This window comes from Marinobacter profundi (assembly GCF_002744715.1).
Lineage (GTDB): Bacteria > Pseudomonadota > Gammaproteobacteria > Pseudomonadales > Oleiphilaceae > Marinobacter > Marinobacter profundi.
In genome coordinates this window covers 487518-502650 of the sequence record NZ_KZ319367.1, presented here as the reverse complement: position 1 = coordinate 502650, position 15133 = coordinate 487518, and the positions used below count along the sequence as shown (strand labels likewise).

Here is a 15133-nt window from a genome sequence, read left to right as displayed (position 1 = left end):
AGCGCTCTCACACTCTCTCTTTGCTCCACGGGCCGGGGAACCCCGGTGCGGATGGTTGGTATGTAAGGATCGTCGTACAGATACGAAACCGTGGCACGACTGGCTCAGGAGGGAGGAAAACCTTCTCGCACCGACCAGGCTGGCAGGCACCGAATGAAGGGATATCCCCGATTCCGGGCTACGGATTATAAGGAGTGGCCCCGTTAATTACAAACCGGCAACCCCGCAAAACCCCACCAAATCAGGGGCCAAAGGCAGCTATAAGGATGATTGACAAAACCGAATTGCACCGCAACACACTATTGTTTCTGCATTTACGTATTTACAGCGAATGTCAAATATCCGGTTTTCCAATCTCTTCCATTGACAAAAAAAGTCAACGCCCTATATTTTGCCGCCAGTTTTGCGATAATACGCGCCTGCTAGCGCATCCCAATGCTGATAAAGCTTCCAAAGCTGACAAAACAGGAGAGCACCATGACCGACAGGAAAGCCACGCTCTCGGTGGGTGACAAGTCCATTGAGTTACCGGTTTATTCGGGCACCGTCGGCCCTGACGTTATTGACGTTCGAGGCCTCGTCCAGGAAGGCGTTTTCACTTACGACCCCGGATTTGTCTCCACGGCGGCCTGTGAATCCGCTATCACTTACATTGATGGTGCAAATGGCGTTCTCCTGCACCGCGGTTACCCGATTGAACAGCTGGCCGACCAGTCAGACTACCTTGAAGTCTGCTACCTGCTCCTGAACGGTGAACTGCCCTCCCCGGAAGAAAACCAGCGCTTCCACGAAACCATCAAAAACCACACCATGCTTCATGACCAGATGCGCAATTTCTTCAACGGCTTCCGCCGTGACGCGCATCCGATGGCCATCATGTGTGGCGTAGTTGGTGCCCTGTCTGCGTTCTACCATGACCAGATGGACGTGACCGACGACGAGCAGCGCCAGATCACTGCGCATCGCCTGATCGCCAAGATGCCGACCATTGCAGCCTGGTGCTACAAGTACAGCATCGGCCAGCCATTCATGTACCCGCGGAACGACCTCTCCTACGCCGAGAACTTCCTGCACATGATGTTCGGCGTACCCTGCGAAGAGTACAAGCCCAACCCGGTGCTGGCCAAGGCGATGGACAAGATCTTCATCCTCCACGCTGACCACGAGCAGAATGCATCTACCTCCACCGTGCGGCTGGCTGGCTCCACCGGCGCCAACCCCTACGCGTGTATTGCATCCGGCATCGCGGCCCTGTGGGGCCCGGCTCACGGTGGCGCGAACGAAGCCGTCCTCGACATGCTGGCTGAAATCGGCGACGAGTCCAACATCGACGAGTTCATTGCCAAGGCCAAGGACAAGAACGATCCGTTCCGCCTGATGGGCTTCGGCCACCGCGTCTACAAGAACTTCGACCCCCGCGCCAAGGTCATGGCGGAAACTGCCCATGAAGTTCTGACCGAGCTCGGCCTGGAAAACGATCCGCTGCTGAAGATTGCCCAGCGCCTGGAAAAGATTGCCCTGGAAGACGAATACTTCGTGAAGCGTCAGCTTTACCCGAACGTGGACTTCTACTCCGGCATCATCCTGAAGGCGATCGGTATCCCGACCTCCATGTTCACCGTGATTTTTGCCATGTCCCGCACCATCGGCTGGTTCTCTCACTGGAACGAAATGGTGAGCGGCGACTACCGTATCGGCCGTCCGCGCCAGCTCTACACCGGCTCCCCGAAGCGGGACTACCCGGCGAAATAACTTCGCAAACTTGTAGAGCACATGCAAAAAAGCCGCTGATATCAGCGGCTTTTTTTTCGTCACCACACCCGGGCAGAATCGAACGGGGTTACCTGCGTTCCACGCCCCCACAGCTACAACCCGAACGGATAGGTCTCCGGAACGCCAGCCAGCGACCCCGCCGTAAACGGTGTGACCGCCCGGGTTTCATCAAACCAGATGTATTCGTCAAACTGCTCCGGCAGGCAGGCGTGAAAATAATGGCTCTGGCGCTCCGTCTGCGGACGATAGATGACACCAATCGCCCGTTCCAGGTGACGATCGCGAAGACGTTCGACGAGCGCGGCATCGGCATCCACCCGTAGCGGCAGCATGAAGCGTGAGATTCCGGATTCGTGGAACAGGTGCTCATAACTGTTCTTAAGAGCAGGCCTCACCTCTTTGATTTCCATAGGTGAATCCCAGTTGGATGCAGCCGCAACGGTACCGTGGTCCGTACCAAATCCAATGGAATAGACATCGGAACCAAACCGGGCCCGGCACAGCCGGCCGATATTGAATTCACCCCGCCTCCCCATATCCGTCGCGCCGGAATCCCCGACGTGGGAATTGTGGGCCCAGACCACTACCCCGCTCGCCTCGCCATGGTGTGCCAGCAGCGTCTCCAGGGTTTCAAACATGTGGGTATCACGGAGATTCCACGCATTGTGGGTACCGTAATACATGGTGCGGTAATACTCCTCCGCGTTAGCCACCAGACGGGCATTCTGCATGGCACTCAGAAAACGCTCGCTGTCGTGCTCGGCATAGTGCCGGTGATGGCGCTGCATCTCACGCAGCATCTCCATGACCGGCTCTTCACAGGTCTGATATTGCGGATCCAGTGCCGCCCTGGCATAGGTGGCCGGATCCGATTCAAACGGCTCCAGACAACCATAGCGCTGGCGTGCAACAGCCGCCAGCTGAGGATCGACATCTTCAAGGAACTCGAGAACAGCGCGAATGGAGGTGTAAAGACTGTAGAGATCCAGACCGTGAAAGGCGACCCGGTCGCCGGGCTCCAGGCGGGAATTGTGATCGCGCAGCCAGTCCACGAAGCCACGAACTTCGTCATTCCGCCACATCCAGGCGGGAAACCGGGAGAAAGCCATCCACTCGGAGGGCGGATATTCGGCATGGCGAACGTAGTGATCAATGCGGGCGGCGTCTGGCCAGTCCCCCTCGACGGCGACGAAAGAAAAATCCTTTTCTTCAATAAGTGCCCGGGTGATACGTTCCCGGGCCAGGTAGAACTCCGATGAACCGTGCGATGCCTCCCCCAACAGCACGATACGGCGATCCCCGATCCGCCTGAGCATCCGATCAAGCGGCATATCCTCGATGCTGTCAAACGGCTCTGCGGCGCGGGCGATCAACCGGGAAAGGTGCGGATCCCCGCCAGGCAAGTCTGCTTCGCGCGCTGCCCGATCAGCAACGGACGCACCACTCTTCCCTTTCATGTCGCGTCCTCCCTGCAAGAGGCTGTTGTTCAATAATAGTACAGATTTGCAGGGATAACCTGTCGATGACTTGCGCAGAAACTGAAAGTCACAAACCCGGCGGAACCAAATCGTCACCAGCCGCTCAAATTCTGACCAGGTCAGCTATGCTACCTGAGGGTGTGCAAAAGGAGGGAAATGCAATGCGTTATCTGGCAGCACTAGTGATCACACTGTTCATGGCAGGCACCGCGATGGCCTCGCAGTGCCCGTCTCTGGTCGGGAAAATCGACCAACAACTCCAGTCGGCCCAGCTCGACAGCGAGACTGAAGCCAACATCAAAGCGCTCCGCGACGAGGGCGAAGCCCTGCATAATCAGGGCAAACATGCCGAGTCAGTCAAAGTTCTCAAGGAGGCACTGGAAAAACTCGACGCCGCATCCTGACCCTTGGGCGCCAGCCGGTAAGGCAAAGCCAATGCTGGCTGGCGTCCAGCATAAAGTGTACCGGGTTGTGTACAGCTCGCCCGGACCGGTGGGTTGTGGCGGAAATACAGCCCGACATCGTCAGTGCTGCAACGCACAACAGTGAAGCGGGATAGCGATACAACGGCACAGTCATCCTCCCCGGATTGCGACACGCCAGGCAGGGCTCCGCCTGCAGCCTCAGAACTTTCTGATTTTTCTAAAAAATCCGGTTTTGTTAAAACTTTTGGGAATTAAACAAAGCTCTAACCTTTCGCCGGTATCGGTTGGCAACGATCTGTAACCGCATTTCCCGCCCACAAGCGATCATAACTGCGCTATCCTCGGTACTATCGGCTTTTCGGGGCATCGCCGCCTTACGCCTTGCAAAATCAAATACCTGACAAATCTGGAGAGCAACAATGACGATAACAGCTACCTTCATCGGACTCGGTGTAATGGGCTACCCGATGGCCGGGCACCTGGCCAGAGCGGGCCTTCAGGTGCGGGTCTGGAACCGCACCACCGCCAAGGCCGAGCAATGGGCAAGCGAATACCGGGGAACCGCCTGCAAGACGATTGCGGAAGCCGTTGAAGGCGCGGACTTTGTCATCACCTGCGTGGGCGCTGACAAGGATCTGGTTGAGGTGTTCGAGGGCGAGGACGGCATCATTGCCAACGCCCCGCGGGGCGCCATCCTTATTGACCACACCACTGCTTCAGCGGGCGTGGCCGAGCGGCTTTACGCATCCGCCCGTGAGGCGGGGATGGGCTTTATCGATGCGCCGGTTTCCGGTGGGCAACAGGGTGCGGAAAACGGCCAGCTCACCATCATGTGCGGCGGCAGCGATGAGGCCTATAGCAAGGCGGCCCCGGTGATGGAGCATTATGCCCGGGCGCTGAATCTGATGGGGCCGGCCGGCGCCGGCCAGAAAACCAAGATGGTCAATCAGATCGCGATTGCGGGGCTGGTTCAGGGTCTGTCGGAGGCCCTGCACTTTGCCGAGCAGACGGAACTGGATGTACGCAAGGTGGTGGAGGTGATTTCCAAAGGGGCGGCGCAGTCCTGGCAGATGGAAAACCGGTCCGGGACCATGATCGATGGCAAGTTCGATCACGGCTTTGCAGTAGACTGGATGCGCAAGGATCTCGGCATTTGCCTGGACGAAGCCCGCAAGGTCAATGCGACGCTGCCAGTCACCGCGCTGGTGGACCAGTTCTATGCCGATGTGCAGGCCATGGGGGGTAAACGCTGGGATACGTCGTCACTGATACAGCGGCTGCGCAAGTTTCGCTGACTACGCTGGCCGATCTCAAAAAAAAGCGGAATTTCCAGGAAATTCCGCTTTTTTAATCACTTTTCCGTGGAGATGACTACTTCTCCCGGACCTGCCATTTGCCATTCTCGTACCAGGCAGACCAGCCGGTGGCCTTGCCGTCTTTCTCGGTCATGACGTACTGTTCCTTCGACTTCCGGCTGTAGCGGATCACCGTCGGATTACCTTCCGGATCGGTTTCAGGAGCGTCCATCAGGTAATCGTACTTGGGGTCAATTTCCTTGCGATGGGGCTTGATCTCGCTCACCAGGGGTGGCCGGGTTTCCCGGTTCTTGGGGAACTTGCTGGCCGCCAGGAACAGGCCGGAGGCGCCGTCCCGTAGCACGTAGGTGTCATCCACCTTCTGGCACTGCAGCTCGGGCATCGGTACCGGATCCATCTTGGGGGGAGCCGGCTCGCCATTTTTCAGTAACTTGCGAGTGTTCTTGCATTCACTGTTGGTGCAGCCAAAGTACTTGCCGAAACGACCGGTTTTCAGCTGCATCTCGGAGCCGCACTTGTCACATTCCAGGGTCGGGCCATCGTAGCCCTTGATGCGGAATGTGCCCTCTTCGACTTCGTAGCCCGAACAGTCCGGGTTATTACCGCAAACATGGAGCTTGCGCTTCTCGTCAATCAGGTAACTGTCCATGGCGGTGCCACACTTCGGACAGCGGCGCTTCTTGCGCAACAGACGGGTTTCGCCCTCGCCTTCCACATCTTCGTCGGCGCTGACCACTTCATCACCCGGAATCAGGTTGATGGTGGTCTTGCAACGTTCCTTCGGCGGCAGTGAATAGCCGGAGCAGCCCAGGAACACGCCGGTACTGGCCACCCGGATCTGCATGTGGCGGCCGCAACTCGGGCACGGGATGTCGGTTTCGGTTGGCGTATTGGCACGCATGCCACCTTCGTCACTGCTTTCAGCGGTCTCCAGCTGCAAGCGGAACTTGCCGTAGAAATCGTTGAGGACTTTCTTCCAGTCCACTTCGCCCTCGGCGATCTCGTCGAGTTCGTCTTCCATCCGGGCGGTAAAATCGTAATCCATCAGGTTCGGGAAAGACTCGGTCAGACGTTCACTGACGATTTCCCCCATCTTCTCCGCATAGAACCTGCGGTTCTGCAGCCGCACGTAGCCGCGGTCCTGGATGGTGGAAATAATGGAGGCGTAGGTCGACGGCCGGCCGATACCCTGCTTCTCCAGTTCCTTGACCAGGCTGGCCTCGGTAAACCGCGGCGCAGGTTTGGTGAAGTGCTGGGAAGGATCGAGCTTTTTCAGGTCCAGCGTTTCGTTGACCTGGATATCCGGCAGCGCAACGTCCTCATCCTTCTTGGCGGATTGCGGTGCGGCCTTCAGGAAGCCGTCAAATTTGATGATCCGGCCCCGGGTACGCAGCTCATAATCACCGTTGGCGATAACAATGGAGGTGCTGAGAAACTCGGCATCGGACATCTGGCAGGCAATGAACTGGCGCCAGATCAGGTCATACAGCTTCTCGGCGTCCTTCTCGAGACCACTGATATCCGACGGGCGACGACTCACTTCGGTCGGGCGGATTGCCTCGTGAGCCTCCTGGGCGCCTTCCTTGCTGCCGTATACCCGCGGCTTCTCGGGCAGGTAGCGGTCACCGAACTGCTTCTGGATGAACTCGCGACAGCCGGTAATCGCGTCCTGACTCAGGTTGGTGGAGTCAGTACGCATGTAGGTGATGTAACCCGCCTCATACAGCCGTTGGGCCAGCATCATGGTTTTCTTGACGCTGAATCCCATGCGGTTACTGGCCGCCTGCTGCAGGGTTGAGGTAATAAACGGTGCCGACGGGCGGGAGCGGGTCGGTTTGTCTTCCCGCTTCGCCACCTTGAATGTGCCGGACTTCAGGCGGGCAACGTGTTCATTGCTCTGCTGTTCGTTTTCCGGCCGATAGGGCTTGTCATCGTAGCGGGTAACCTCGAAACGCACCGGCTCCTTGGCCTGCTGCGTACCCAGGTCGGCATGCAGTTGCCAGAATTCTTCCGGGATGAATTTGCGGATCTCCCGTTCGCGCTCGACAATCAGCCGCACCGCAACCGACTGCACCCGCCCTGCGGACAGCCCGCGAGCCAGCTTTGCCCAGAGCAGTGGGGACACCATGTAGCCAACAACCCGATCTAGAAAACGCCGGGCCTGCTGGGCATTCACCCGGTTGTTATCGAGATTGCCAGGATCGTTGAAGGCTTCCTTGATCGCCCGCTTGGTAATTTCGTTAAACACCACGCGACGATATTTATCCGGTTCGCCGCCGATGGTTTGCTGAAGGTGCCAGGCAATCGCCTCCCCTTCGCGGTCCAAATCCGTCGCGAGATAGATATGATCGGCAGACTTTGCCAGCCGCTTGAGCTCGCTGACCACTTTCTCCTTGCCGGGAAGAATCTCGTAGCGGGCCTGCCAGTCGTGGTCAGGATCGACGCCCATGCGGGCGACCAGCTGTTCCCGGGCCTTACGCTTTTTGTGAACCGCCTTTTCTTCCGGGCTCATTTTGCGGGTGGCCGCTGCCTGTTTGGCGCGCTCCTTGGGGTCGGACTGGGACCCGCTACCGCTGACCGGAAGATCACGAATGTGCCCGACGCTCGACTTAACAATAAAGTCAGAACCCAGGTATTTGTTGATGGTCTTCGCTTTCGCTGGCGACTCGACTATAACGAGACTTTTACCCATAACGGAGATCTGTATCCTTGGCGACAAATCGGTCAATTAATCAGCAAACCGTAAACTCGCTGTAAAATCAGGCGGCTAGAAAACAGACAAGCACCGCCTCAATATATAGGCACACTGTTTTACAGGGTCAAGAAAAGCAAGACAACCCATTCTTTGATTTCAGTCATGCTTTTTTTCACGGTGCGGAAACAGAGAGGCCCGGCGGTTGCCGGGCCTCTCGATCAAAGAGCGATCAGTTCCACAGGGGAAATCACAAACGCTCCCACACGGTGGCAATACCCTGGCCCAGGCCGATACACATGGTGGAAACACCATACTTACCGCCTTTCGCCTGCATGATATTGAGCAGTGTGGTGGAGATACGGGTGCCGGAGCAGCCCAGCGGATGGCCCAGGGCAATCGCGCCGCCGTTCAGGTTCACCTTCTCTTCCATAACACCCAGCAGTTTCAGGTCCTTGAGGACCGGCAGAGACTGGCCGGCAAAGGCTTCGTTCAGTTCCCAGAAGTCGATATCTTCGACTTTCAGGCCCGCACGCTTGAGCGCCTTCTTGGTTGCCGGAACCGGGCCGTAACCCATGATGGCGGGATCGCAGCCGGCAACCGCCATGCTGCGGATTCTGGCCATCGGCGTCAGGCCCAGGGCCTCGGCACGCTCTGCGGACATCAGAACCATCGCGGACGCACCGTCGGTCAGCTGCGAGGAGGTACCCGCAGTCACGGTACCGTTTTTCGGATCAAACGCGGGACGCAGTTGGCCGAGGGATTCGGCCGTGGTCTCCGGACGAATGGTCTCATCGTGCTCGATCAGCACCTTGAAGCCATTCTCGTCGTGACCTTCAATCGGCACGATCTCGTTCTTGAAGCGACCCTCAACGGTGGCTTCGTGCGCCAGGCGGTGGGAACGGGCGCCGAACTCGTCCTGCTGCTGACGGGTGATGCCGTGCATCTTGGCCAGCATTTCTGCGGTCAGGCCCATCATGTTGGACGCTTTGGCAGAATACTTGGACGCCGCGGGGTTATGGTCGAAGCCTTCGGTCATGGGTACGTGCCCCATGTGCTCCACACCACCGACCACGAACACATCACCGTTGCCGGTCATGATCGCCTGGGCAGCGGTATGGATTGCCGTCATGGCCGAGCCGCACAGGCGGTTGACGGTCTGGGCGGCAGACTCGTGAGGGATACGGGTCAGCAGGGAAATCTGCCGGGCCACGTTGAAGCCCTGCTCCTTGGTCTGGTTTACACAGCCCCAGATCACATCTTCTACTTCTTTCGGGTCGAGCTTCGGGTTGCGCTCGAACAGTGCTTCGATCAGCGCAGCCGACAGGGTTTCCGCACGCACGTTGCGGAAACAACCGTTTTTGGCACGACCCATCGGAGTCCGCACGCAATCGACGACGACAACGTCTCTCGGATTAAGGCTCATAGATCTTTCTCCGTTCGGAAATCTCGTTCAGGGTTAGCCAAAGAACTTCTTGCCAGTCTTGGCCATTTCACGCAGCTTCTCGGTCGGGTGATACAAAGGACCAAGATCTGCATACTTATCTGCCAGTTCGACGAACTTGTCGACGCCCATATCGTCGATATAACGCAGGGCACCGCCACGGAACGGAGGGAAACCGATGCCGTAGATCAGGCCCATGTCGGCATCAGCCGGAGACTCGACAATGCCGTCTTCAAGGCAGCGAACGGTTTCCAGGCACAACGGGATCATCATGCGGGCAATGATGTCGTCCTCTTCGAACTCCTTCTTGCCCTGCACCACCGGCTCCAGCAGTTTGTAGGTTTCTTCGTCAACAACCTTCTTCTGCTTGCCCTTGCGATCCAGTTCGTACTTGTAGAAGCCCACTTCGTTCTTCTGACCGTAGCGGTTGTTCTCGAACATGACGTCGATCGCGGTCTTCTCGGAGTGCTTCATGCGGTCCGGGAAGCCGTCGGCCATGACGTCGCCGGCGTGCTTGCCGGTGTCCATGCCAACCACGTCGAGCAGGTAGGCGGGGCCCATCGGCCAGCCGAATTTCTCCATGACCTTGTCAACTTTCTGGAAGTCGGCACCGTCACGCACCAGGCCGACAAAGCCGCCAAAGTACGGGAACAGGACACGGTTGACCAGGAAGCCCGGGCAGTCATTGACCACAATCGGGGTCTTGCCCATCGCCTTCGCATACGCCACGGTGGTGGCAATCGCACGGTCGCTGGTCTTCTCGCCACGAATGACCTCAACCAGCGGCATCATGTGTACCGGGTTGAAGAAGTGCATGCCGCAGAAGTTTTCCGGACGCTTCAGGTTCTTCGCCAGCAGGTTGATGGAGATGGTCGAGGTGTTGGATGTCAGGATAGCGTCATCGCGAACCATCTCTTCGGTTTCGCGCAGCACCGCATCTTTCACTTTCGGATTCTCAACAACTGCTTCAACAACCAGGTCTACGTTCTTGAAATCACCGTAGTTCAGGGTCGGCGTGATGGCGTTCAGCACGTCAGCCATCTGGTCCGGCTTCATGCGGCCCTTCTCGACGCGCTTGGCCAGCAGTTTCTTGGCTTCTTTCAGACCCAGGGCGATACCGTCCTGGTTGATGTCCTTCATGATGATCGGCGTGCCTTTGAGGGCAGACTGGTAGGCGACACCGCCACCCATGATGCCCGCACCCAGAACCGCAGCCAGTTTCACCTCGGAAGCTTCTTTTTCCCAGGCCTTGGCCTTCTTCTTCAGTTCCTGGTCGTTCAGGAACAGGCCAACCAGGCAGGCCGCCACGTTGGTCTTGGCCATCTTGGCGAAGCCCTTGGCCTCCACCTCGATCGCCTTGTCGCGGGTCAGGCCGGCGTGCTTCTGCATGACCTTGATGGCTTCGACCGGTGCCGGGTAGTTGCGACCCGCCTTACCGGCAACGAAGGCCTTGGAGATCTCGAATGCCATCATGCTTTCCATGGCATTCAGCTTGATCTTGCCCTTCTTTTCTTCACGACGGGCCTGGTAGTCCAGTTTGCCTTCGTTGCACTGGTTAATGATGGCCACGGCGGCCTCGACCAGCCGGCCCCCTTCAACCACTGCGTCAACGGCGCCGGTTTTCAGGGCTGCGTCAGCACGATTCTCGGTGCCACCACAGATCCACTCAACAGCGTTGTCCACACCTACCAGACGGGACAGGCGCACGGTACCACCAAAACCAGGGAAGATACCCAGCTTGACTTCCGGCAGACCGACTTTGGCTTTCGGGTCCATCACACGGTAATCGGTGGCCAGGCACATTTCGAAACCGCCGCCCAATGCCATGCCATTGATGGCCGTCACCGTAGGGAATGGCAGGTCCTCGACCGCACTGAATACCTCGTTCGCCTTGAGGTTGTTGGCTACCAGGTCTTCTTCCGAGCCGGCAAACATCTCGGTGAATTCGGTAATGTCGGCACCAACAATGAAGCTGTCCTTGGAGCTGGTGACCACCAGGCCCTTCAGGCTCTTCTGTGCTTTGAGTGCGTCAGTTGCGGCGCCCAGTTCTTCGATGGTGAGACGATTGAACTTGTTGACTGACTCGCCCTGCAAGTCGAAGTTCAACTGCGCGATCCCGCCTTCGATCTCTTTAACCGTGATGGCTTTACCTTCGTAAATCATCAACTGATCTCCAGTCTGTGTTTATTACTGCAGGCAGGCGCTCTACGTTCCGTTGGAGTACCTGCTGATGCAGCGAAATTTCGGTCACTGCCCGATCAACCGATCCAAAATTCATACAGTCGTTTGAATCGTGAGGGCACACGATGAAAAAAAACGGTCCGTTTGTCAATTTGTTTCTGCCACAGCACGCCAAAAGTTCCCCGGCACAGGGCACCCGCTCCCAATGCCGGTGAGCCGCCGTTATTATTTTTCAGCTCTGTGAGCCAGTCGTCCCGGAATTGACAAAAGGCTATGTCACCCATACCGGATTTTGGTTACAGTCAGATACACTGGGGGCCAAGAAAGCGCTTGCTTGGTTTTGTCAGTTACTTTAACTTCGATTTCAGACTTTAGTCGAAAGTGCCTGCCACGGACAGCCGTTCCCGCGCAGGCAGCCAGGAAAAAGCCCGCAAGGACTCACAATAATAAGATTGCTCAACCACGGAGTACTCATCCCATGAGAGACGCCAAGCTCGGAGTTCGCTCGCTGATAACCGCCCTGGTCCTGCTCGCTATCGCGTCGTTTAATGCCCGCGGTGACGAGAGCGCGGACTTCCTGGGTCATTTGCACGATTTTCGCGTCAAAAACTATGTGGCGCTGGATGCGTATTACCGGTTCAGTGCTTCCGGTGATACTGAAACCCTTAACGAAATTGTGGGCGCGGTCAACGAGGCCAATTCCACCATGGGCGCTCTGATAGACAGCACCGCGGGCGTGCTGAGCAGCGCCCAGGTTGAGGGGCTCAACGTGGAGTTCGACAAGTTCAAGGAACTGATGCGGCAGAACATCAACGACGTCAAGCAAACCGGCTACCCGGACCTGCGCCTGATGTCGGAAATGGCTGAGCAGGCCGCGGTGATGAACGACAACGCCAGTTCACTCTACAGAACGGCGCTCGAGAGCACCAAGATTACGCCCGACAAGCGGGTGGAGGCTGCGCGCTCCGCAGCGGTCACCCTTGCCCAGATGATGGCCAAGTATTCGGTTCGCTCGAACTCCTCGGTTACCCAGACGTTCCAGGGCACCGCCACCGATGAACCACTCGACGTTAAGGCCAAAGCCCTGGACAGCCTGCTGGCAGAGATTCGCAAGGGAAAAAGTACTGGGGAGCTGAAAGCACTTCTGGAAGACATCAGCTCGAAATGGGAGTTTATCCGGACCTCTTACATCAACTACAACGAGAACAACGTCTCGTTTGTAATCGACCGGTATTCCCGCGGCATTCTGGAAGGCCTGACTGCCACGATCAGCCTGCTCCAGTCGCAGGCCTGATCCATCCGGCAGGTCGTCCTTGCAGCGCAGGTTCCCGAAATCCGGCTACAATCTTGATACCGGTCAGTATCAACTGGCCGGATTCCTCCTAAATTACGCTAAACTGTCCTCAAGAATTGAAAACAAAGTCCGCGAAGGAGCGTTGCGATGTCGATTTACAGCAAAGTTATGGTAGCCATTGACCTGACCGAGGAGGCCCCGCAAGTCCTTGGCAAGGCACTGGAAGTCAGCAAAGCCCATGGTGCGGAACTGATGCTGGTGCACGTTGTCGAGCCGGTCGGCTATGCCTATGGTGGGGATATTCCGATGGACCTGAGCGAACTTCAGGATCAGCTCGACAAGGCTGCTCACGAACAGCTTCAGGCCTATGGCGACCAGTATGGGATCTCCAAGGAGAACCAGGTGGTCACCGTGGGCCGTCCGGAATCCGAAATTCATCGCCTCGCCAAGGAGCAAGGCGTGGACCTGGTCATTGTGGGCAGCCACGGCCGCCGCGGCATTCAGCTGCTGCTGGGCTCGACCGCCAACGGCGTCCTGCATGGCTCCGAGTGCGACGTACTCGCGGTCCGTATCAACTGATCGGGACCGGTGCCGGTCTGTAGTCCCCTACTGACCGGCCTGCTCTTCCAGCTCCATCCAGCGCTCGATCACCTGCTCCAGTTCGATTTCCTTTTGCGAGAGGGCGTCGAGGGTGGCCGCCACTTCGCCTGGTACTCCGTTATAGAAGTCCGGCGCGGATATCTTTTCCTGAAGACCCGCCACTTCGGTTTCCAGTTGCTCGATCTGCCCGGGCAGTTGCTCCAGCTCCAGTTTTAGCTTGTAACTCAGCTTACTGGCCTTTGGCCGGGGCTTTTCTGCCTGCACCGCGACCGACGGTTCCGCTTTTTTCACGGATTTCTCGGCCTTGGCGGGCTTGCTTGCTGCCGTTTCCGCCGGGAAACGACCACCCTGCCGGCGCCAGTCGCTGTAGCCACCCACGTATTCCCGCACCCGGCCGGAACCATCGAGGAAGATGGTGTCGGTCACCACATTGTCGAGAAACTCGCGATCGTGACTGATCACTATCACGGTGCCGGAAAACTCCACCAGCCGGGCTTCCAGCAACTCCAGGGTTTCCACGTCCAGGTCGTTGGTTGGCTCATCCAGCACCAGGATGTTAGCGGGCTTGCTGAACAGCTTGGCGAGCAGCAAGCGGGCACGCTCTCCACCACTGAACACCCGCACCGGTGAGCGCGCTCGCTCGGGAGTGAACAGGAACTCCTGCAAATATCCCAGAACGTGCTTGCTCTGGCCGTTGATTTCAATAAATTCGCGCCCCTCCGCCAGGTTATCGAGGGCATTGCGGGTCAGGTCCAGCTCACCCCGCAGCTGGTCGAAGTACGCCACCTCCAGGTTGGTTCCGAGACGGATTACCCCCTCGGTCGGCTTCAGATCTCCCAGTAACAGCCGCACCAGGGTTGTCTTGCCGGTACCGTTTTCACCCACCAAACCAATTTTGTCGCCTCGCAAAACAGCGAGGTTCATGTCCCGGATAATGTTGCGTCCATCCGGGTAGGAGAAGCCCGCTTCGAGTGCCTCTACCACGAGCTTGCCGGAACGGGCTGCATCTTCGATAGCAAAGCTTGCGGTGCCGCCACGCTCCCGGCGTTGCCGGTGCTCTTCACGCATGGCCTTGAGCGCCCTCACCCGTCCCATATTGCGGGTCCGGCGGGCCTTGATTCCCTGGCGGATCCAGGCTTCTTCCTGCTTCAGCCGCTTGTCAAACAAGGCGTTCTGCCGCTCTTCTTCCTCAAGTGCCTTTTCCTTGAGCTCCAGATAACGGTCATAGCTGGCGGCGAAGCTCACCAGCTTGCCCCGGTCCAGCTCGACAATACGGGTCGCGATCTTGCGGATAAAGGCCCGGTCGTGGCTGACAAACAAAATGGCACCGCGAAACTGCCCGAGAGCCTCTTCCAGCCAGGCGATGGCGGGTACGTCCAGGTGGTTGGTCGGCTCGTCCAGCAGCAGGATATCAGGCTCGGCAACCAGTGCCCGGGCCAACAGGACCCGACGTTGCCAGCCTCCGGACAGGGTGTTCAGCCGCTGATCGGGGTCGACACCATACTGGGCAAGGATTGCACCGACTTTCTGGTCAAGGCGCCAGCCATCCAGAGCCTCAAGCCGCTCCTGGACCTTCATCATCCGCTCCAGGCTGGTCTCGTCGGCAGCCTGGGACAAGGTATGGAATTCCGCCAGCAGCGCGCCGGTTTCCGGAAACGCGCCCGCCACCACTTCATAGGCAGTACGGGTATCTTCGGCGGGCAGGTTCTGCGGCAGGACACTGAGCACTGCCCCTTCCTCCAGACGGACAACACCGCCGTCCGGCGTCACCTCATCGGCCACGATCTTCAGCAGCGTGGACTTGCCTTCACCGTTGCGCCCGAGCAGACACACCCGCTCGCCGGATTCGATATTCAGTGAGGCGTTATCCAGCAGGGGGTGCATGCCAAAGGCCAGGGATACACCGTCAAGGGTCAGAAGTGGCACCTTG

The 15133-nt window shown here is 58.0% G+C and carries 10 protein-coding genes; 5 read left to right on the top strand and 5 right to left on the bottom strand.

Annotated features, from left to right (window positions below; genetic code table 11):
* Positions 1 to 477: 477 nt before the first annotated feature.
* A complete protein-coding gene (gene gltA, locus CLH61_RS02235) occupies positions 478 to 1752 on the top strand; it encodes a citrate synthase (RefSeq protein ID WP_099613066.1) in 1275 nt (424 codons plus the stop codon).
* Positions 1753 to 1865: 113 nt separating this feature from the next.
* On the opposite strand, the gene CLH61_RS02230 is transcribed toward gltA, so the two are convergent.
* Positions 1866 to 3230 (bottom strand): erythromycin esterase family protein, encoded by a 1365-nt coding sequence (locus CLH61_RS02230; RefSeq protein WP_099613065.1) that lies wholly within the window; start codon positions 3228 to 3230, stop codon positions 1866 to 1868.
* Between the two features lie 182 nt (positions 3231 to 3412).
* On the opposite strand from CLH61_RS02230, the gene CLH61_RS02225 reads away from it, so the two are divergent.
* Both CLH61_RS02225 and CLH61_RS02220 read left to right on the top strand, forming a co-directional pair.
* Complete coding sequence (locus CLH61_RS02225; protein ID WP_099613064.1) at positions 3413 to 3655, top strand: hypothetical protein; 243 nt, start codon at positions 3413 to 3415, stop codon at positions 3653 to 3655.
* 440 nt (positions 3656 to 4095) lie between these two features.
* Positions 4096 to 4971, top strand: a complete 876-nt coding sequence (locus tag CLH61_RS02220; RefSeq protein WP_099613063.1) for an NAD(P)-dependent oxidoreductase — start codon at positions 4096 to 4098, stop codon at positions 4969 to 4971.
* Positions 4972 to 5047: 76 nt separating this feature from the next.
* Here the strand turns inward: CLH61_RS02220 and topA are convergent, their stop codons facing one another.
* The 3 genes from topA to fadB form a co-directional block, all read right to left on the bottom strand.
* Positions 5048 to 7684, bottom strand: a complete 2637-nt coding sequence (topA, locus tag CLH61_RS02215; RefSeq protein WP_099613062.1) for a type I DNA topoisomerase — start codon at positions 7682 to 7684, stop codon at positions 5048 to 5050.
* 250 nt (positions 7685 to 7934) lie between these two features.
* Positions 7935 to 9110: an acetyl-CoA C-acyltransferase FadA gene (gene fadA / locus CLH61_RS02210; RefSeq protein ID WP_099613061.1), complete on the bottom strand. Its 1176-nt coding sequence runs from the start codon at positions 9108 to 9110 to the stop codon at positions 7935 to 7937.
* A gap of 33 nt (positions 9111 to 9143) precedes the next feature.
* Positions 9144 to 11291: a fatty acid oxidation complex subunit alpha FadB gene (gene fadB, locus CLH61_RS02205; protein WP_099613060.1), complete on the bottom strand. Its 2148-nt coding sequence runs from the start codon at positions 11289 to 11291 to the stop codon at positions 9144 to 9146.
* Positions 11292 to 11787: 496 nt separating this feature from the next.
* Between fadB and CLH61_RS02200 the strand changes: the two genes are divergently transcribed.
* Together CLH61_RS02200 and CLH61_RS02195 are read left to right on the top strand one after the other, a co-directional pair.
* A complete protein-coding gene (locus tag CLH61_RS02200) occupies positions 11788 to 12603 on the top strand; it encodes a hypothetical protein (RefSeq protein ID WP_099613059.1) in 816 nt (271 codons plus the stop codon).
* A gap of 147 nt (positions 12604 to 12750) precedes the next feature.
* Entirely contained in the window at positions 12751 to 13182 is a 432-nt protein-coding gene (locus CLH61_RS02195; RefSeq protein ID WP_099613058.1) for a universal stress protein, read from the top strand.
* A gap of 27 nt (positions 13183 to 13209) precedes the next feature.
* On the opposite strand, the gene CLH61_RS02190 is transcribed toward CLH61_RS02195, so the two are convergent.
* Positions 13210 to 15129 carry an ATP-binding cassette domain-containing protein gene (locus CLH61_RS02190; RefSeq protein ID WP_099613057.1) on the bottom strand — a complete coding sequence of 640 codons (1920 nt, stop codon included), beginning with the start codon at positions 15127 to 15129 and terminating at the stop codon, positions 13210 to 13212.
* Positions 15130 to 15133 lie beyond the last annotated feature (4 nt).